Annotated in this window: 15 protein-coding genes; 10 read left to right on the top strand and 5 right to left on the bottom strand. The window is 67.7% G+C overall.

Annotated elements, in window-relative coordinates; genetic code table 11:
* Positions 1-8 precede the first annotated feature (8 nt).
* Positions 9-899 (bottom strand): aminoglycoside phosphotransferase family protein, encoded by an 891-nt coding sequence (locus AB0I10_RS20495; protein ID WP_363153945.1) that lies wholly within the window; start codon positions 897-899, stop codon positions 9-11.
* Between the two features lie 396 nt (positions 900-1,295).
* Between AB0I10_RS20495 and AB0I10_RS20490 the strand changes: the two genes are divergently transcribed.
* From AB0I10_RS20490 to AB0I10_RS20445, 10 genes are all read left to right on the top strand, one after another.
* Complete coding sequence (locus AB0I10_RS20490) at positions 1,296-2,237, top strand: sugar ABC transporter permease (protein ID WP_363153944.1); 942 nt, start codon at positions 1,296-1,298, stop codon at positions 2,235-2,237.
* A gap of 5 nt (positions 2,238-2,242) precedes the next feature.
* Entirely contained in the window at positions 2,243-3,091 is an 849-nt protein-coding gene (locus AB0I10_RS20485; RefSeq protein WP_363153943.1) for a carbohydrate ABC transporter permease, read from the top strand.
* A complete protein-coding gene (locus tag AB0I10_RS20480) occupies positions 3,091-4,419 on the top strand; it encodes an extracellular solute-binding protein (protein WP_363153942.1) in 1,329 nt (442 codons plus the stop codon). The genes AB0I10_RS20485 and AB0I10_RS20480 overlap by 1 nt, the downstream gene beginning before the upstream one ends.
* A 104-nt stretch (positions 4,420-4,523) precedes the next feature.
* Complete coding sequence (locus tag AB0I10_RS20475; protein WP_363153940.1) at positions 4,524-5,735, top strand: macrolide family glycosyltransferase; 1,212 nt, start codon at positions 4,524-4,526, stop codon at positions 5,733-5,735.
* A 384-nt stretch (positions 5,736-6,119) separates the two neighbouring features.
* On the top strand, positions 6,120-7,325 hold the full coding sequence (locus AB0I10_RS20470) for a S8 family peptidase (RefSeq protein ID WP_363153939.1): 1,206 nt from the start codon (positions 6,120-6,122) through the stop codon (positions 7,323-7,325).
* A gap of 354 nt (positions 7,326-7,679) precedes the next feature.
* Positions 7,680-8,513, top strand: a complete 834-nt coding sequence (locus AB0I10_RS20465; RefSeq protein WP_363153938.1) for a TnsA-like heteromeric transposase endonuclease subunit — start codon at positions 7,680-7,682, stop codon at positions 8,511-8,513.
* Positions 8,513-10,795, top strand: coding sequence for a transposase (locus AB0I10_RS20460; RefSeq protein ID WP_363153937.1), 2,283 nt, complete (start codon positions 8,513-8,515; stop codon positions 10,793-10,795). Before AB0I10_RS20465 ends, AB0I10_RS20460 begins: the two co-directional genes overlap by 1 nt.
* Positions 10,792-12,114: a TniB family NTP-binding protein gene (locus AB0I10_RS20455; protein ID WP_363153936.1), complete on the top strand. Its 1,323-nt coding sequence runs from the start codon at positions 10,792-10,794 to the stop codon at positions 12,112-12,114. Before AB0I10_RS20460 ends, AB0I10_RS20455 begins: the two co-directional genes overlap by 4 nt.
* Positions 12,047-14,053 (top strand): TniQ family protein, encoded by a 2,007-nt coding sequence (locus AB0I10_RS20450; protein WP_363153935.1) that lies wholly within the window; start codon positions 12,047-12,049, stop codon positions 14,051-14,053. Before AB0I10_RS20455 ends, AB0I10_RS20450 begins: the two co-directional genes overlap by 68 nt.
* Positions 14,054-14,280: 227 nt before the next feature.
* Positions 14,281-15,369 (top strand): glycosyltransferase family 2 protein, encoded by a 1,089-nt coding sequence (locus AB0I10_RS20445; RefSeq protein ID WP_363153934.1) that lies wholly within the window; start codon positions 14,281-14,283, stop codon positions 15,367-15,369.
* A 111-nt stretch (positions 15,370-15,480) separates the two neighbouring features.
* On the opposite strand, the gene AB0I10_RS20440 is transcribed toward AB0I10_RS20445, so the two are convergent.
* Genes AB0I10_RS20440 through AB0I10_RS20425 form a run of 4 tightly spaced genes read right to left on the bottom strand, consistent with a single transcriptional unit; the run spans position 15,481 to position 19,133 of the window.
* A complete protein-coding gene (locus AB0I10_RS20440; protein ID WP_363153933.1) occupies positions 15,481-16,245 on the bottom strand; it encodes a sirohydrochlorin chelatase in 765 nt (254 codons plus the stop codon).
* Positions 16,246-16,248: 3 nt separating this feature from the next.
* Positions 16,249-17,196 carry an ABC transporter permease gene (locus AB0I10_RS20435; protein ID WP_363153932.1) on the bottom strand — a complete coding sequence of 316 codons (948 nt, stop codon included), beginning with the start codon at positions 17,194-17,196 and terminating at the stop codon, positions 16,249-16,251.
* Positions 17,183-17,986 (bottom strand): ABC transporter ATP-binding protein, encoded by an 804-nt coding sequence (locus AB0I10_RS20430; RefSeq protein WP_363153931.1) that lies wholly within the window; start codon positions 17,984-17,986, stop codon positions 17,183-17,185. Before AB0I10_RS20430 ends, AB0I10_RS20435 begins: the two co-directional genes overlap by 14 nt.
* A 37-nt stretch (positions 17,987-18,023) precedes the next feature.
* Complete coding sequence (locus AB0I10_RS20425; protein ID WP_363153930.1) at positions 18,024-19,133, bottom strand: aliphatic sulfonate ABC transporter substrate-binding protein; 1,110 nt, start codon at positions 19,131-19,133, stop codon at positions 18,024-18,026.
* Positions 19,134-19,229: the final 96 nt, after the last annotated feature.

Genomic DNA, 19,229 nt, shown 5'->3' with positions numbered 1-19,229 from the left:
CCTGAGCCTCAGAACGGATACCAGCGCACCGTCGCGTCCTTGTCGCGCAAGGACGCGATCCGGCGCCGGAATTCCGTGCGGGCCGCCGGGTTTCCGGGCGCGTGCTGGGAGACCCAGGCGCAGCTCGCCGTCTCCCGGGCGCCACGCAGCACCGCGCAGCCCTCCCAGTCCCGCACGTCCCAGCCATAGACCGACACGAACGTGTCGTACGCGTCCGCCGTCAGGCCGTAGCGATCCCGGCTCAAGGCCATCACGACGAGGTCGTGTTCGCGCAGATCGGAGGCGAAGGTTTCCAGATCGACCAGCACCGGCCCGTCCGGCCCGACATGCACGTTGCGGGGCAGCGCATCGCCATGGATGGGGCCGCGGGGCAGCCGCGGCTCCAATGCGGTGGCGGCCGCCGCGAACGCATCCCGCCGCCCGCGCAGGTACTCCGCGTCCTGCGCCGATACGGAGTCGCCCGCCAGCCGCAGCCAGCGCTCGACGCCGCCGAGGAGTTCGCGTCGGGGGAGCGCGAACGGCGCTTCCGGCAGGGCGTGGACGAGCTTGAGCAGTGCGGCGAGATCGCCCGGTCCCGCGGGGCGGTCGGCGTCCGGCAGCCGCCGCCAGTACGTCACGGGATGCCCGTCGACCAAGGAGGCCACGGGCTCGGCGGCCCGTACCGCCGGTACGCCCTCGGCCGCCAGCCACTGGGCCACGGCGAGTTCCCGCTCGGCGCGCTCCAGGAGCTCGGCGCTGCGCCCCACCCGTACGACCGGACCGCTGTCGCCGAGGGCGAAGACCGCGTTCTCGCCGAGCGCGAGCAGCTTGGCATCGGCCGCCGCGTCGGGCCGTCCGGCCGCGGCCAGGACGTCCCGGGCGCGCGCCTCCGTGAAGGCGCCGGGGCTCGGTTCGGTCATCGTGCTGCCTCCTGCGGTGCGTGATCGCGACCAGTGTCGCAGGTACGGAGGACCTCCCAGGTGGAGAGATCCCTCGCGGATACCGGCCGGAGGCTTGACGGCGGTGGCGGCCCTCACGACGATGACGGCGGTCGGCTGCGACCAACGGGGGAGAGGGGGCGACTCCAGCAGCGCCGACGGTGGGAGTGCGTGGCGATCCCGGAAAGACCGACTGCCAACGCACGGGTCGTGGAAACACCGGCTGCCGGCAGACCAGTTGCGGAAGCATCGGGCTGCCGACACACCGGTCGCGGAAACACTGGCCGCCGCCTCACCACACCGGATCACCGCACCACGGAAGCCGGGCTGCCGCGCAGCGGAGCACCGGGCCGAGCCGCGTCCTGAGGAGCCTCTGCCGTGACCCTGACGACCGCGCCACAGCGGTCAACCGCAGCCGGCTCCCGCCGAGCCGCCGGACCCCGGCGGGACCACGGCGCGTGGTTCCTCGTGCTGCCCGCGCTGTTACCGATCCTGGTGCTGAGCGTCGGACCGCTGCTGTACGGCATCGGGTTGGCGTTCACCGACGCCCAGTCGGGCCGGACCCAGCCCACCCAGTGGGTGGGGACGCTGAACTTCTCCGATCTGCTTCAGGACACCCTGTTCTGGGACTCGTTCCGGATCGGCCTGGTATGGGCCGTCGGGGTCACCGTCCCGCAGTTCATACTCGCCCTCGGCCTCGCGCTGCTGCTCAACCTCAACCTGCGGCTGCGCTGGCTGGCCCGCACGCTGGCGATCATCCCGTGGGCGATGCCGGAGGTCGTCGTCGGCATCATGTGGCGGCTGGTCTACCACCCGGACGCCGGTGTGCTGAACGAGACGCTGCGCAGCCTCGGCCTGTCCGGAGCCGGCGACGGAAGGGACTGGCTGAGCGGCCTGGCCACCGCCCTGCCCGCGGTCGTCCTCGTCGGTATCTGGGCCGGCATGCCGCAGACCACCGTCTCGCTGCTCGCCGGCCTCCAGAACGTCCCGCGCGAACTGCACGAGGCCGCGTCGATGGACGGCGCGGGGGCCTGGCGCCGGTTCCGTACGGTCACCTGGCCCGCCATCAGACCCATCGCGCTCGCCGTCACCGCGCTCAACTTCATCTGGAACTTCAACTCCTTCGCCCTGGTCTTCGTGCTGACCGACGGCGGCCCCGGCGGCCGGACGCGGCTGCCGATGCTCTTCGCGTACGAAGAGGCCTTCCGTTACGGGCAGTTCGGCTACGCCGCCGCGATGGGCCTGGCGATGGTCGCGGTGATATCGGTCCTGCTGGCCGTCTATCTGGCCGGCCGGTTGAAGGGGGACGAGGAAAGGTGAGCCAAGTGAGCCACCGCACCGCCGTGAAGCGCACTGCCGGCCGCACCGGTCAATACGCCGCGCTCCTCTGCTACCTCGTCTTTCTCGCCTTCCCCTTCCTCTGGCTGATCTCCACCGCCTTCAAGCCGCCCCGCGAACTGGGCAGCATCCACCCCACCTGGATTCCCGAGGCGCCCACCCTGGAGAACTTCCGGCAGGCGTTCGCCCAGCAGCCGCTGCTGGAGGCCGCGGGCAACAGCCTGCTCGCGGCGGCGGTCTCCGCGGTGATCGCGATCATGCTGGCGACGCCGATGGCCTATGTCCTGGCCCGCTTCCGCAACCGTCTCTCGCGGGCGGCCACCGGCTGGGTCGTGATCAGCCAGGCGTTCCCCCTGGTGCTGGTGATCATCCCGCTGTTCCTGATCCTGAAGAGCCTCCATCTGGTCGACTCCCGGATAGGTCTGATCATGGTCTATGTGGTGTGGTCGCTGCCCTTCGCCCTGTGGATGCTGACGGGCTATGTCCGCGCCGTGCCCCGGGAGTTGGAGGAGGCCGCAGCCATGGACGGCGCAGGCCGGGCCCGTACGCTCATATCCGTCACCGCGCCGCTGCTCGCGCCGGGCATCGTCGCCACGGCACTGTTCGCCTTCATCACCGCCTGGAACGAGTTCTTCTTCGCCCTGGTGCTGCTCAAGTCGCCCGAGAAACAGACGCTGCCGGTCGTGCTGACCCACTTCCTCGGGGCGGAGGGCGTCGCCGACCTCGGACCGCTCGCCGCCGCCGCGCTCCTCGCCACCCTCCCGAGCCTGCTCCTGTTCGCCGTCATCCAGCGGCGAATAGCGGGCGGGATGCTCGCCGGGGCGGTGAAGAGCTGATGCGGCCCGGACCCACGCCGCCGCGGCCCCGCGCCCGTTTCAACCGCCGGGGCCTGCTCGCGGCCGCCGCCGCGCTGCCCGCAGCTTCTTTGCTGCCCGGCTGCTCCGACGACACCCGGCGCAAGACCGGCGGCCGGATCACCCTGCGCTTCCAGTCCCTGGCCTGGCAGCAGGACTCCATCAAGGCCAACAGGCAACTCGTCGCCGAATGGAACAGGCAGCACCCGGACATCCAGGTGCGGTACATCCAGGGCGCCTGGCCCACCGTCCACGACCAGCTGCTCACCTCCTTCGAGGGCGGCGAGGCGCCGGACATCATCCATGACGCCTCCGACGACCTCGCCGACTTCGCCTACGGCGGCGATCTCGCCGACCTCACCGCCCTGCTGCCGTCGCGTCTGAAGCGCGATATTCCGCAACAGAGCTGGGAGACCGGCACGTTCGCCGGCCGGGTGTACGGCGTCCCGTTCCTTCAGGAACCGCGGGTGCTGATCGCGAACCGTACGAAGCTGAAGCGGTCCGGCGTACGCATCCCCACTCCCGAACGCCCCTGGACCTGGGAGGAGTTCGCGGACGCGGCGAAGCAGCTGACCCGCGGCGGCAACTACGGCGTCGCGTGGCCGCTGAAGGAACCGGTCTCCGCCACCCTCAACCTCTCCCTGTCCACGGGCGGCAAGGTCTTCCACCGCCACCCGGGCGGCACGGTGGAGGTCCGCTTCGACGCCGCGGACCAGGTGGTGCCGCGCACCATCCACGACCAGGTGAACGTCGACCGCACGGCCTCCCGTACGACCCTGGGCATGGGCGGCTCCGACACCCTGCCCGGCTTCTTCGCCGGGCGGTACGCGATGGTTCCGCTCGGGTTCTCCTACCGTCAGCAGATCGCCCAGCAGGCACCCGAGGGCTTCGACTGGACGGTGCTGCCCGCGCCCCAGGGCGCCCGCCCGGACCAGGGCGTGAGCCCGCAGACCCTGTCGGTCGCCGAGGACTGCCCGTACAAGGAGGAGGCGATGGCCTTCATCGACTTCCTCCTCAAGCCGCCGAACATGGTCCGGCTGGCCCTGGGGGACTGGATGCTGCCGACGGGTCAGGAGGCGCTGAAGGACCCGGCGCTACGGGTGGCCAAGTACGACTGGGCGACGGGCACCGCGCTGGCGGGCTCGCTGCGCTCCGCGCCGGCCCAGTCCGTCCGCGGCTACCCGGAGTGGAAGGACAAGATCGCGACACCGGGCCTGCAGGAGTACTACAGCGGCGCGATCGATCTGGACGCCCTACGGAAGCGGCTGATCGGCGACGGCAATTTGGTGCTGGCGCGCTATCAGCGCTGAGCGGCCCCGAATCACAGTTGCACGAGACGTATCGTCTCGTTTAACTTTGCGGGGTACCCGCCCCGCGCGGCCGTCCCGCGCCCCACTCAAGGAGTGTGCTCGCCATGCCGCGTGCCCAAAAGCCCGCCCATATCGCGATGTTCAGCATCGCGGCCCACGGTCACGTCAACCCGAGCCTGGAAGTCGTACGGGAACTCGTCGCCCGCGGCCATCGCGTCACGTACGCCATCCCGCCGTCCTTCGCCGACCTCGTCGCGGACACCGGCGCCGAGCCCAAACTGTGGAACTCCACCCTCCCCACCGACGACGCGCCCGAGAACTGGGGCACCGAACTCATCGACAACATCGAGCCGTTCCTCAACGACGGCATCCAGGCGCTCCCGCAGCTCATCGAGGCATACCGCGGCGACGAACCCGACCTGGTCATCCACGACATCACCGCCTATCCGGCGCCGCTGCTCGCCCGCCGCTGGAACGTCCCGGTGCTCCAGCTCTCCCCGAACGCGGTCGCCTGGAAGGGCTACGAGGCGGAGGTGGAGCCGATGCGGGCCGCACTGCGCGGCACCGAGCGCGGCCGGGCGTACTACGCACGCTTCCAGTCCTGGCTCGAAGAGAACGACATGGCGTCGATCACCGACCCCGACCGCCTGGTGGCGGAACCCGGCCGCTGTCTCGTCCTCATCCCCCAGGCCATGCAGCCGCACGCCGACCGGGTCGATGAATCCGTATACAGCTTTGTCGGCTCCTGCCAGGGCGATCGTTCCCACCAGGGCGACTGGCAGCGGCCCTTGGACCTCGCGCCCGACACGAAGATCCTGCTCGTCTCGCTCGGCTCCGCCTTCACCAAGGAACCCGCCTTCTACCGGGCATGCATAGAGGCATTCCGTGATCTGCCCGACTGGCATGTGGTGTTGCAGATCGGCAAGTTCGTCGACCGCTCCGAACTCGGCGACATCCCGGACAACTTCGAGGTGCATCCGTGGGTGCCGCAGCTCGCTGTTCTCCGTCAGGCGGACGCCTTCATCACGCACGCGGGGATGGGCGGCAGTCAGGAGGGGCTGGCCAACGGGGTGCCGATGGTGTGCGTTCCGCAAGCCGTCGACCAGTTCGGGAACGCCGACATGCTCCAGGCGCTCGGCGTCGGGAGGCATCTGCCGAAGGGTGAGGCGACCGCGCGGGCGCTGCGCGAGGCGGTGCTCTCACTTGTGAACGATCCCGAGGTCGCGGCGAACGCCGAGCGGCTCCGCGGGGATGCGGCGGCGGAGGGCGGCACCGCACGCGCGGCAGACCTCATCGAGGCCGAACTGGGCGCCTGAACGGGGGGTGTTGACCGGTACGGCCTGTATGGCAGGCGTCGGTAGCGAACGCGGAGGCTCCCCCGGCACATACCTCTTGCGAGGCGCGAGCCTGCCATACCGGGTCAACCGATCTTGCGTAGCGTCCGCGGAATGTCACCTACTGTTGCGTGAATGTAAATAGAGTTGAGCCCCTCAGCTTCAACTCAGCCGCGCTTTTTGACCAATTCTGCGCAGGTTTTGGGTTTTTGCAGGCTTGTTGCGTATCTCACACGGCGCGGCTGGCCTTGAATTGAACCCGTCAATCCGACAGGGTTTCGAACCAGCCCGACGCAGATCTTCCGGTCTCTTCGGGCTATTGCGCAACGCTTTCCCCCCACACCACGAACGAGGAGAACCCTCGCAATGGCTCACAAGCGTTCCAGCAAGAAGCGGCTCATCACGGCGATAACCGCCGCGGTTGCCGCCACTGGTATCGCCGCCGTCGGCGCGGTCACCGCCGGAGCTTCCCCCGCCGCCCCCCAGGGCAAGATCTACGGGGCCGAGGCCAAGGGTGCCGTGAACGGCAGCTACATCGTCATGCTGAAGAAGTCGGTCCGCACCGCCGAGAGCGGCGATCTGGCAGCCAAGTACGGCGGCAAGATCAAGCGGAACTACTCCTCCGTCGACGGCTTCTCTACGACCGGTCTGAACGAGGAGGAGGCCAAGCGCCTCGCCGCCGACCCGGCCGTCGACAAGGTCGTCCAGAACAAGAAGTTCCACATCAGCGGCACCCAGGACAACCCGCCGTCGTGGGGCCTGGACCGCATCGACCAGGCGGACACCGAGGGCGACAAGAAGTACAACTACCCCGACAGCGCGGGTGAGGGCGTCACCGCCTACGTCATCGACACCGGTGTGCGCACCACGCACAAGGACTTCGAGGGCCGCGCCTCCTCCGGCTTCGACGCGGTGGACGGCGACGACGACGCCAACGACGGCAACGGTCACGGCACGCACGTCGCGGGCACCATCGCCGGCGCCGAGCACGGTGTCGCCAAGAAGGCCAAGATCGTGGCCGTCCGGGTGCTGGACGACCAGGGCTCCGGCACCACCGAGCAGGTCGTCGCCGGTATCGACTGGGTGACCAAGAACCACCAGGGCCCGTCGGTCGCCAACATGTCGCTCGGCGGCGGCGCGGACGAGGCACTCGACGCGGCTGTCCAGAAGGCCATCGCCTCCGGCGTCACCTTCGGTGTCGCGGCGGGCAACGAGTCCACCGACGCCGGCCAGGGCTCCCCGGCCCGGGTGAAGGAGGCCATCACCGTCGCCTCCAGCACCGACGCTGACGAGCAGTCCGACTTCTCCAACTTCGGCAGCGTCGTGGACCTCTACGCTCCCGGCTCCGACATCACCTCGTCCTGGAACGACAGCGACGAGGGCACCAAGACCATCTCCGGTACGTCCATGGCGACCCCGCACGTCGTGGGTGCCGCCGCGGTCTACCTGGCCGGTCACCAGGACGCCAAGCCCGAAGACGTCGCCAAGGCCCTGACGGACGGCGCCACCCCCGACAAGATCACGAACCCGAGCGAGGGTACGCCCAACAAGCTGCTGAAGGTCATCGAGTAATCAGCTCAACCCCTCAGCACTGAGCCGGCCGTCGCGCTCGCCCCCACGGGGCGCGGCGGCCGGCGCCTTTGTGTGCCTGCGTGCGTGCCGCCGCAGAAGACCGCAACTCGCAACCTCAACGCGCAACCTCAACGCGCAACCACCAACGCGGAGTTATCCACAGGAGGGCGCCTCCGGAACCGTTCCGCGCGGAATCTCGCTACCGTCGGTGACATGCTGTGACTGCTCAAGTTTGTTGGCGGTTGCCCAAGTTAGTTGGCGGATGGATCGGCAGAAGTGATCAAGTAACGCTGCGTTACGTACATCTGTGACGACCCACAGCACTCACGCTTCTTGGTGTGCTGTCGTGGGGCGATGGCTATTTCCGCGGCAGTCAGAATCCGGTCTGATGCATGCGATTTGAGTGCGCTGGTTTCTCCGTACGACGGCGATCGTGTGGCCCGGCGCCATCTGGTGCTGGGGGAAGGGTGGCCGCGCCGGTGGATCGGTACGTGGAAGCTCGGCGAGGGGGAAGTTGCGTATCCGCTGCGGGACATGAGGTCGGTTCCGGTGCTTTCCTCGCGCCAGGTGCGGCCGTTTACGTGGAGGGCTCGCCAGAGGCACCGGCCGGGGCTTGAGTTCATGGTGTCGACCGGACGGGAGCATGGGTTCGAGTCGCTGGAGGAGCAAGACCTGCTGCTGGCACTGGACTTCCTGCGGGTGAGGGAGGTGTTGTCGCAGCCGTTCCAGCTGGACTTCGAGCATGTTCAGGGCCGGGGGCGGCATATCCCGGACTTTCTCGCAGTGATGCGTGACGGGGGTCTGTGGCTGTTCGATGTCCGGCCGGGCAACCTCATCAAGGACGACGACAGGCTCAAGTTCGCTGCCGCCAGAGAGGCAGCTGCGGCCTGCGGATGGCGGTACTCCGTGGTCACCGGATGGGAGTCACATGTCCGAAGCGTTTTAGATCACTTGTCCTCCCAGCGGCGGCCGCTCAAGGATCAGCTCGGGCTTCAGCCGCAGCTCTGGGAGGCTCTGAGTGACGGTCCGCTGTGCTTTGGCGATCTGGTGGAGGCGACCAGGCTTCCGGCGGTGGCCCGGGCCCACACGACCCATCTGCTCTGGCATCGCCGGCTCGTGGTGGACCTTGCCGTCCCTTTCGGTGACGGCTCGTTGATCTGGCGGTCGGCACCGCATCGGGCGTCGTGATGGCGGCCGAGCGAGGGCTGCTGGCTTTGGCGCCGGGCGGTCAGCTGATGCTCAACGGGATCGAGTGGACGGTCGAGTCGGTGGAGCCGCAGCGCGGCCAGCTCAGGCTCGTCGATGACAACGGCCGGGCCGAGACGCGGTCGATCCGCTGGTTGATGCACCATCCCGATGCACGCGCCGTTCGGGTGACCCCGTCGGGCCGTTCCGCCCGTCTTGGCCAGCCGCGTTCACTGGAGGACCTGAAGGAAGACCAGGTCACACGAGCACGGATCAGGGCCGAGCATCTGCTTGAGACGGTGACTGGGTTTCGCGATGGCGGGCCGGAGCGGGCTCGGCCCGGTGAGCCGCGGCCGGCCTACGACCCTGAGCGCACAACGCTGAAGGAGCGACTTGAGGCGAAGGCCGCGGAGATGGCGGCCTTGCCGGACCTCGAAGCGGAGGCTCTTGGCCTGCGCTACATGAGTACGCGCACGTTGGAGCGATTGGCATCGGCGAGCGAGAGCTCACTCCTGCTGGCCTGCGCGGATGGGCGGTGGACCCGCCGAAAGCAAGAGCGGTGGAGCATCACCGAAGAGGTCCGGGAAGCGATCTTCGCAGTCAAGAAGGAATGCCGGAACCGGTCGCGCATCAGCATGATGGCCAGACACCGCCTGATGCACCAGTACATCGCCGAGAAGTTTCCCAAGTTCCCGGCGAAGAACGTCCCGTCGAGGATGACGCTGACCCGGGTCTGGCAGGAGTGGTTCGGTTCCGGTGGCTCCCGGGCGCGTTACGCGCGCTCAGCGGCAGAGGCCGAGGAGGCAGGCGTCGGCCGGCGGCTGGTGGTGCACCGGCCCGGCCAGGTGCTGGCACTCGACTCGACTCCGATGCCGGTCAAACTGCGGGAGTCGGTATTCGGAGAGGCGGTCTCCTCGACCCTCACCCTGGCTCTTGATCTTTATACGCACTCGCTTCCGGCGTTTCGCCTCACGCTGGAGTCGGACACGTCGGTTGACGTCGCGATGTTGCTCAGGGACGTGATGCTGCCCTTGCCGATGCGCGAGGGCTGGGGCGAGGACATGGAATGGCCTTATCCGGGAGTCCCGGCGGAGATCCTCACTGAGTTCGCTGGGCACAAGGTCGCGGCCTTGCCGTTCTTCGCTCCGGAGACGGTGACCACCGATCACGGCGGCGTCTACAAGAACCACGACGTCATCGAGGCCGAACGTGTCCTGGGCTGCAACGTCCTTCCGGCCCGCGCATATCGGGCCACCGACAAGTTCGCCGTCGAACGAGCCTTCTCAGCAGCCAAGACCATGCTGTTCGAGCACCTGCTCGGGTTCACCGGCACCGACGTCGCCGACCGCGGAGCCGACCCCGAGGCTGACGCGGTCCTGACGCGCACGCAGATGGAGCACGTAATCGCGACCTGGATCGTGAACATCTGGCAGAACCACAAGCTCGGTGAATACGCACCTAGTTGGGGACCAGAGGAGGACCACAGCCCCAACTCACTGTTCGCGGCGGCCATGGGACAGGGCGGCTGGTCCATGCAGATCCCGGAGCCTGAGCTCTACTACAAGGTTCTGCGAAAGCACCACGTGAAGATCCATCCGCGCCGCGGGGTGAAGATCCTCGGGCTTTGGTATCACGGTGACGTCCTCGACGAGGACCGGTTCCTGACGCCCTCGGGCCGGGGCGGCAAGCACACCGACAAGTGGGTCGTGAACAGCGACCGCCGCGACCGGCGCCAGGTCTTCTTCCAGGACCCTGACGTCGACGACGCCTGGCATGTTCTGCGCTGGACCGGACTGCCGCCCGAGGGGGAGATCCCGGCTTTCTCTGACAAGAGCGCCGCCGAACTGCTGGGCACAGTGCGCCAGCGCAAGCTCGCACCCCGCACGGATGCCGACCTCCTGCCCCTGCTGCTGGAGATCCTCGGCTCGGTCACACCGGTTGAACAGTGGCCGACCCAGCAGGAGCCGAAGCCGAAGAAGGCAACCAAACGGGAACGGGCCGCCCGCTCGCGGGAGCGGTCGAATGCCGCCACCGCCGCGACCGACCGAGGCTCGGCCGCGCGATCGGCTGAGCCTGACGCGGTTGATGAGTCCTGGGAGGAGCATGCCGCCTCCGTCCAGGAGGCGGTGGACGCCGACCGACGGCGCCGCCGGGAGACAGCATCCGAAAGCGGCCCGGCCATCCCGCGGACGCTGGACGCATCGCTCAAGCGCCGCCATCTGTTCCTGACGCCGTCCGTCCTGGAGGACGACGAGGACGACGAACTCGCCGAGGAGGACGCGTGATCCCTGATGAAGGTGCCGCAGGCAGGCCGGAGGGCCTGCCGTCCCGGGCCCGGATCGCCGCCCTCGTCCTGACCGCGAGCCAACACCGGGACAGCTACGACGGCTGGCAGCACTACCGCAACAACCGTGGCCTGCTCCTCCCGCCGCCCCGGCTCACCGTCAGACAGTGGCGCATGCTTCCAGAAGATCGTCAGATGGACTACGACCTCTACCGGCAGCTGACCAACGTGAACCTGCCCGTCCAGGAAACACCGATGCTGGAGAAGATCACCCGGCTTCTCAACCGGCGCCTGCAAGGCAACGCACTGAGACGAGATAGCCCGACCATGCCCGGCGTGATGGTCAGTGGCTGGGGCAACTACGGCAAGACCGCCACCGTCTGCTCGGTCGCTGCCGCGTTCGAAGACATGTGGCTTGACTTGCACCACCACCTCAACCCCACCGCCATCGAGGGCACCGTCGACCTACACACGCCCGTCGTCTATGTCCAGACTCCAGTCACCGCGACACCAAAGAGTCTGTGCGAGTCGATCCTGAACTTCTTCGGGCCCGAGCGATGGAAGATGACGCTGCCGCAGCTGATCCGGCAGGTCGCCGACTCGCTCCGGGACCACGGAGTCAAAGCCCTGATCATCGACGACATCAACCGGCTGCGGATGCACCGCGCCGACGACCAGGACGTCCTGGACCTCATCCGGGCCCTGATGAGCTTCAACGTCACCCTGGTCCTGACCGGCGTCAACATCCCCGGAACCGGCCTGCTGCGGGAAGCCACCTTCAACCGCAAGAGCCGCCAGTGGATGCTGCCGCCGCTGGAGTCCGCCCGTGTCCACGGCCTGGAGGTCACCCAGATCGAGCGCCGCTTCGAGTTGGTGGAACTCGACTCCTTCCACAACACCACTCCGACGGAGATGAAGGCGTTCACCGACCACCTGCACGGGGTTGAAGCCCATCTGCGGCTCCTCAAAGCCAAAGAAGGCATGCTCACGACGGGTTCCATGCCCGAGTACCTCATGCGTCGCACCGACGGCGTCATCGGCCTCCTTGGCCGTCTCCTCGAAGAAGGCGCCCAGGAAGCCATGATCACCGGAAAGGAAATGATCGACGAGGCCCTTCTTGACGGCATCGTCATCGGCCGGGACACCCCCGCAGATGAAGCCGGCCCGGGCCTCAAACCACCTCGGACGAACACGGGCAGAGCGACTGAAAAGCCGAAGCGGAAATCCCGCAAACCACGCAACACGGTCTTCGATGACAAGGGCCCGCACAGCGGGAAGGCCGCGGGAGAAAGGCCAGAATCGCTGGAAGAGACGGGCTGACCGCATGCGACAACGGCCGTCCACCGCCCTCCCGCGAAGTCTGGCTCCAATAGCGGGCGAGAGCATCACGGGCTTCCTCCTGCGGTTGTCCTTCCGCCTGCGCGAATCACCCGCCTATCTGTGCTGGCGCACGGGTCTGAACCGGAACAACAACAGCATCTCAGTCGCCCCGACCCGCCATCTGATCATGCTGGCACCTGATCAACTCCAGACGTTCTCCTATGCGACCCGGATGAGCTTTGACGACGCCGATCGCCTTACATTCCGCCCCTACGCCGAGACCTACCCGCCCATCTCCGAAACCCTTATGAGCCGAGAAGGCCAAGCTCCCCGGCCCCGAGGTGCGTTGCCCGCCTGGCTCCTGGCGAACTCCACCCGCTATTGTCCGTCCTGCCTCGCAGGCGACGGATCTCCTATTCAGGATCTCTACGGAGGCCCCTGGAAACTGCTCTGGCATCTGCCCATCACCTTTGCATGCATTGAGCACCAGGTCATGCTTCAGGATCTCTGCCCGGCCTGCCAACTTCCCGCCCAAGACACTCACTCGGCCTCTACCCGAGTCCTTCTCCCCAACCCCACCAGACCAGGACTACACCCACTTCAGTGCCGCAATATTCAGAACAGCGCATCCGGCAGGAGGCTCTGCGGGCATCGGCTGGATGACCGCAGCCTGAGCGAGATAACGCTCACGCCCGAACTAGCCACTCTGCAGCAAACGTTGATACACCGGCTGCACGAGACCGAAGACCCGGCTGCGTCTTTCCTGGCATTCTCGAACATCCGAGTCATGGCCGCCATCATCAGTGCGACCTGGCCGAAAAGTGCGAACCTCATCGACCTACCGTCAGAACTGAAGCTCGCCTTCGACCAGCACCGGGAACTGCAGGACCAGGCAGCGCAGGCCACCGACACGACCCCCAGACGCGGCAGCCGGCATCCCAGTCTCTGGAGCACGGCTCCACGCTCTGCACCAGCCATGGCCGCGCTGCTGAGCATCGCCAATCACATCGTCGAACAGCCCGTTCCTGAACTGCGGCAGACCGCCAGAATCTTGCTGGAATCCGCCCCGCACCCATCAGCGACCCGATGGGGAACCATCTGGCGAACCTTCCAGCGCGACACCTCCCCGCTGTTCCGCCACGAATTCGAGGATGCCTTCCGCCGCCGCTTCCCCGCACAGCCGGCTCCAGGCTGGACCAAACGCCCCGACCCAACCGCCTGCCTCATTCCCGTTCTCGACCGCGGCTACAGAGCGGCGAACATCCCTCAAGAACTTCCCGACACATGGTTCGATCTGTTCGTCGAGGCATCGGCTCCGACACCACTGCCGCGAGCCCGCTGGTGTCGACGAGCAGCCGCTGTCCAACTCGTCCAAGCCGCTACCGGCATGCCCATGAGCGAAGCCGCACGCTACTTGGGAATCCCTACAAGCTGGATGGGTGGCTATATTCCACGGCTGAAGGCGTTCCCTAAACGCTGCCAAAGTTCGAGACACGCAATTCCCGCAGCTCTTGAGCGACTCGCGAAGCACGTCGCGAACTCCCAGGACAAGGTCGACTACCGCGAACGGCGAGACGAGTTCGAGCTCTGGCACTTGCCCGTCCAGGCATGGGACGGAATCCTCGACCAAGTCCCCGAGTTTCGGAAGACCGCACACCGATACCCAATTCTGGAGCCACTTCGCGGTTGCGCCTCGGCATACATCTGGTCAAAGCTCACCGGCAGCGAATGGAACCTCGCACCAGGGTTCCTACGCACACCATCAGGCGCAGACAGGTCAATTGACGGGGACAGCTATGAAATCCGGACCATGCGCAAGCTTCGCTCATGGCACGAGGGGAAGAAGTACCTTCCCTCATACAAGATCCTTGCCGAGCATCTGGAGCTATACGCCGACGGGATCCTCTGCAAGAGTTCCGAACACGGCTACCGACTGTGATGATCCAGGCTCCCAACCCGCCAACTATCGTGAGCGGAACTCGCCAACTACGGTGAGCAGAAACCCCCGTGACCAGCGTTGATGCCACAGCTCTTCCGCCAACTAACTTGGGCAGTCACACATGCACGGAGGCCTGCCATTCATCGGCATCAGCACCATCGTCTACGGCTGGATCGGCCTGATCGCCGTCGTAGCACGCAAGATCCGCAGGACAGGGGGAGCTCAGCATGCACACCATCACCGTCATCGTGCCAGCTCACAACGAGGAGGAGGGGCTGCCGGCCACACTGGAATCCCTTGCGCGTCAAACGGTCCCGGCTGACCGCATCCTGGTCGTGGACGACGCTTCCACCGACCGTACGGGCGAGGTAGCGGCGTCACACGGCGTGACGGTTCTCCGCCCGCCGCGCAACCTCGGCAGCAAGGCCAAGGCGCAGAACTACGCCCTTCCGCAATGCACCACCGACCTCGTCCTCGCCGTCGACGCGGACACCGTCCTCGCGCCGGACTACATCGAGACCATCCTCCCGGCCTTCGACGACCCCAGCGTCTCGGTCGCGGCGGGCGCGGTCCGCACCCGCCATACCCGCACGGTCTGGGAGCGCGGCCGGTCCACCGAGTATCTCTTCGGCTTCCACTGGCACCGTCCCATCCAGGCCCGCGCCAACAGCCCCATGGTGTGCTCGGGTTGCTGCTCCGCCTTCCGGCGCGACGATCTGGTGGCCTTCGGCGGATTCCCCGAGCGGACCATCGTCGAGGACATGGACTACACCTGGTCGCAGCAGATCGAGGGCAGACGCGCGGTCTATGTCTCCGACGCGGTCGCCCTGGCCGCCGACCCCGAAGACCTCATCTATCTCCGCAAACAGGTCTGGCGCTGGATGGCCGGCTTCTGCCAGAACGTCCGCCTGCACCTGGGCCGCCTGATCCTCCACAAACCGCTTCTGGCGGTCTGGGTGCTCCTCGCCCTCTTCGAGATCCTCACCGCACCGCTCTGGTGGGCAACCCCGTTCATCGCCGCCGCAACGACCGACCAACCACTGCCCCTGGCCTTCACCTGGTGGGCCGGAGCCGAGCTGCTACTGACGGCACCACCGCTGATCTACGCAGCCCGTCGCCGCAAACTCCCGCTTGTGGGCGTCCTGTTGAACATCCCCTGCGTCTACGCCACCAAGGTCGTCAATCTCGTCTACGCCTGGAAGGCGCTCCTCGTGGAGCTCGTGCTGGTGCCCCTCCACCTGGCGCGGGGCCTGACGGTCTACGAAAAAGGCCGCGCCGATTTCCCGCCGGGGACGACCGTCGCGGCTGCCGCATGAGGCGACGGGCGGCGTTGGCTGGAGACTGCTGAAAGACGACGCCGAGCCGGGTCTGCCCACACGCGTCGCCAGCCCCAGCCCGTATCCCGCGATGCAATGCCCGTCAGTCCGTCAGGCCGCCATCGCAGACACATTCAGGCGGGCCTCTGCCGACTCGTCGTAGCGGCGGAGCAGGAGGCGGGCCAGTTCCGGAGCGGGGCCGAGCACTGGGGCGAGGATGTCGGCGCCGGCTTCCCGGGCGCCGGCGGCGATGCGGTCCGGGAGGAAACCTGGCGCGATGACGTACGGGGCGACGGCCACCCGGTCGACGCCATCGGCCCGCAGGGCCCGCACGGCATCCGCCGTGCGGGGCAGAGATGCGGAGGCGAACGCAGGTCGCACGGCACACCAACCAGCGGTGCGCCGCCACTCCCGCGCGATTTCAGCGATCACTGCGATCGCCTCCGGGTCACTGGAGCCCGCCGAGGCCAGTACAACCCCGGTCGAGCGGCGGTCGCCGGGCCGCAGCCCGGCTTCCTCCAGCCGGCGCTCCAGCGCGGCGGTCAGGAGGGAGGAAGGGCCGAGCACCTCGGCCTGTTGGACGGTTAGCAGGGGCAGCCGCAGCGAGGCCTCCCGCAGTACCGATGGAATATCGGCCTTCGCGTGGAAGGCACGAGTGAGGAGGAGTGGAAGGGCGACCACATCCCGCACTCCCTCGGCCGACAGACGCTCCAGCACACGGGGCACGCTGGGCGCGTTGAAGTCGAGATAGCCGACCTCGACGCGCAGGCCCGGCCGCAGCGCCCGTACCCGCGCGCAGAGCGCGGAGACGGTCGCCGCGTGCCGCGGGTCGCGGCTGCCGTGGGCGACGACGAGAAGAGTGGGGCGTGCGTCCATGGTTCAGCTCTTGACGAGGAGGCCGCGGCTGCGTAGCACCCGCCGCTCGATCGGGGCGAAGATCAGCAACTCGATACCGATACCGACGATCAGGATCAGCAGGATCGCGGACAGCACCCAGGACATGTCCTGGAGCTCGCGGCCCTGTTCCAGGAGCTGGCCCAGACCGGTGCCCAGGTCGGCCGCGTTGACGATGAGTTCGGCGGCCATCAGGGATCGCCAGGAGAATGCCCAGCCCTGCTTGAGTCCGGCGATGTAGCCGGGCAGCGCGGCCGGCAGCAGTACGTGCCGGACGCCGGCGAGACCGCTCGCGCCGATGGTGCGACCCGCCCGCAAGTAGAGAGGAGAGATCTGGTCGACGCCAGCCACCAGCCCGTTGGCGATGGACGGGACGGCGCCGAGCAGCACCACCGCGTAGATGGTGGCGTCGCTCAGGCCGAACCAGATGATCGCTGCCGGGACCCAGGCCACCGAGGGCAGGGACTGCAGGCCGCTCAGGATCGGTCCGACCGCGGCCCGTACGACCTTGACCTGGGCGACGATCAGCCCGAGCACTGTACCGATGGCGACCGAGGCCAGGAAGCCGAGGGCGCCTCGGGAGATGCTGGTCCACACGTAGCTCAGCAGGGTGCCTTCGAGCCACTTCTCCTGCAGTGACCGGCCCACGTCGACCGGGCTCGGCAGCAGGTAGTGCGGCTTGAGTTCGAAGTGGTAGGCGAGCTGCCACAGCGCGAGAACGATCGCGATGGCGATGAGGGGAGGGAACGACTTTGAGGCGACGGTACGCAGCCACGGCTGACGCGCGACGACGGTGGATTCCAGGGCGTCGAGCCCGGCCTCCAGGCCGGCGAGATCACCGGCAGCGTCATCAGCGGTGGTGCCGCCGGCGGCACCTGCTGTGTTGTCGGCCTTGCCGGCGGCGGACTGGGCCTTGGTCTCAGTGCTGGCCATGGCGGCGGATCTCCCCACGGAGCTGTTCGGTGATCTCGACGGAAAGGTCGGCGACCGCGGCATCCTCGATACGGCGCGGCTGCGGAATGTCCACCTGCCACTCACGGGCGATCCGGCCGGGGCGGGAGGAGAGCAGCACCACCCGCTGGGCGAGCCGTACGGCCTCGCGGACGTTGTGGGTGACGAAGAGGACCGAGAGGTCCGTCTCCCGCCAGATGCGGGTCAGTTCGTCGTGCAGGACGTCCCGGGTGATGGCGTCGAGCGCGGCGAACGGCTCGTCCATCAGCAGCAGTTGGCTGTCCTGGGCGAGTGCGCGGGCCATCGCGACGCGCTGGCGCATACCGCCCGACAGCTCGTGCACCCGCTTGCCGTACGCGCCCTTGAGCCGTACGAGTTCGAGCAGCCGCTCGGCCTCGTCGCGGCGCTCCGCGCGCGGCACCCCGCGCAGCCGCAGCGCCAGTTCGATGTTGCGGCCCGCGGTCAGCCAGGGGAACAGCGCGTGCTCCTGGAACATCAGGGCCGGCCGGCCGCCGGGCGTCTCGATGCTGCCGGCGGACGGCGCGTCGAGTCCGGCCACGAGATTGAGAAGGGTGGACTTGCCGCAGCCCGAGGCCCCCAGGAGGCAGACGAACTCGCCGGGCGCGACATCGATGCTGATGTCGTCCAGCACGTGCTGCTGCGCGCCGGGACGGCCGAACGACTTCGAGACATGGTCGATGCGAGCGGCGTACGGACGGGTCGTGCCCGGGTCCGCCGTGGCGGGCTGCTTGGTGAGCGTGGTGGTCGTCATCGGTGTCACCTCCTGGGGGACTGCGGTGCTGGTGGGGCTACTTGCTGCCGAGGCCGGCGTCGTCGATCTGCGGCTTGCCCTCGGCCTTGAGCACCTTGTTCAGCAGCGTGAGGTCGTAGATGCCCTTGAGGTCGGGCTTCGTCAGCAGACCGGCCTTGACGGCGTGGTCCGCCTCCTGCTGCAGGGTCGCGGCCAGCGGGTCATCGGTGATGTCGACGTTCTTGAACGCCGGGTCGATGACGCCGGCCGGCAGCGGCTTGCCCGCGATCTCCGGGTCGGCGAGCTTGTCGTTGAGCGTGTCCCGCGCCTCGACCGGGTTGGACCGGATCCATGCGTTGGTCTTCACCGAACCGCGCAGCACCGCCTCGACGACCTTGGGGTGCTCCTTCAGGAACTTCTGCGAGACGATCACGTTCGTGATGACGAACTTCCCGTCCTTCCACAGCTTCTTCTCGTCCAGGAGCGCCTTGCCGCCCTCGGCGACGAGCTTGGACGCGGTGGGCTCGGGGACCCAGGCGGCGTCGATGCTGCCTTGCTTGAAGGCGGTCGGCGTCACCTTGTTGTCGGTGCGCTGGACGGTGACATCGCCCTTGCCGGTGGTCGCGTCGACCTTGTAGCCCTTCTCGGCCAGGTAGTGCAGCAGCGCCACGTCCTGGGTGTTGCCGAGCTGCGGGGTGGCGATCGTCTTGCCCTTGAGATCGTCCAGGCTCTTGATCTTCTTGGGGTTGACCACGAGCGAGACACCGCCGGAGGCCGAACCCGAGATGATCTTCAGGCTTGTGCCGTGCGACTTGGCGTAGCCGTTGATCGAGGGGGAGGGGCCGATCCAACCGATGTCGATGGCACCCGAGTTGAGGGCCTCGATCTCGGCGGGGCCCGCGTTGAAGATGGAGGACTTCACCTCCGTGCCGCCCAGTTCCTTCTGGAACAGGCCCTTCTGGAGGCCGATCAGCGGGGTGGCGTGCGTGGTGTTGCCGAAGAGCCCGATCCTGACCTGGTCGAGCCCGTCGATCTTCGCGCCCTTGGGGGCGACAGTGGCCGCGGTGTTCTTCTTGGCTTCGGAGCCATAGCCGCAGGCACCCAACGCGGCTACGAGGACGGGGACGGTGGCGGCGGCCGCCAAAAGGCGGAAGCGAACGGCAGACACGGGAGGCGTTCCTCTCGGAGGGCCGGGTCGTCGCGCGCCTCTCTAGGGCGCACCCGGCAGTTCATTCGATCTTCGGAAGTGGGGTGTGGGGGGCAC

Source organism: Streptomyces sp. NPDC050636 (assembly GCF_040654775.1).
Lineage (GTDB): Bacteria > Actinomycetota > Actinomycetes > Streptomycetales > Streptomycetaceae > Streptomyces.
The sequence above is the reverse complement of the archived record's forward strand: the minus strand, read 5'-3'. Positions and strand labels throughout refer to the sequence as shown.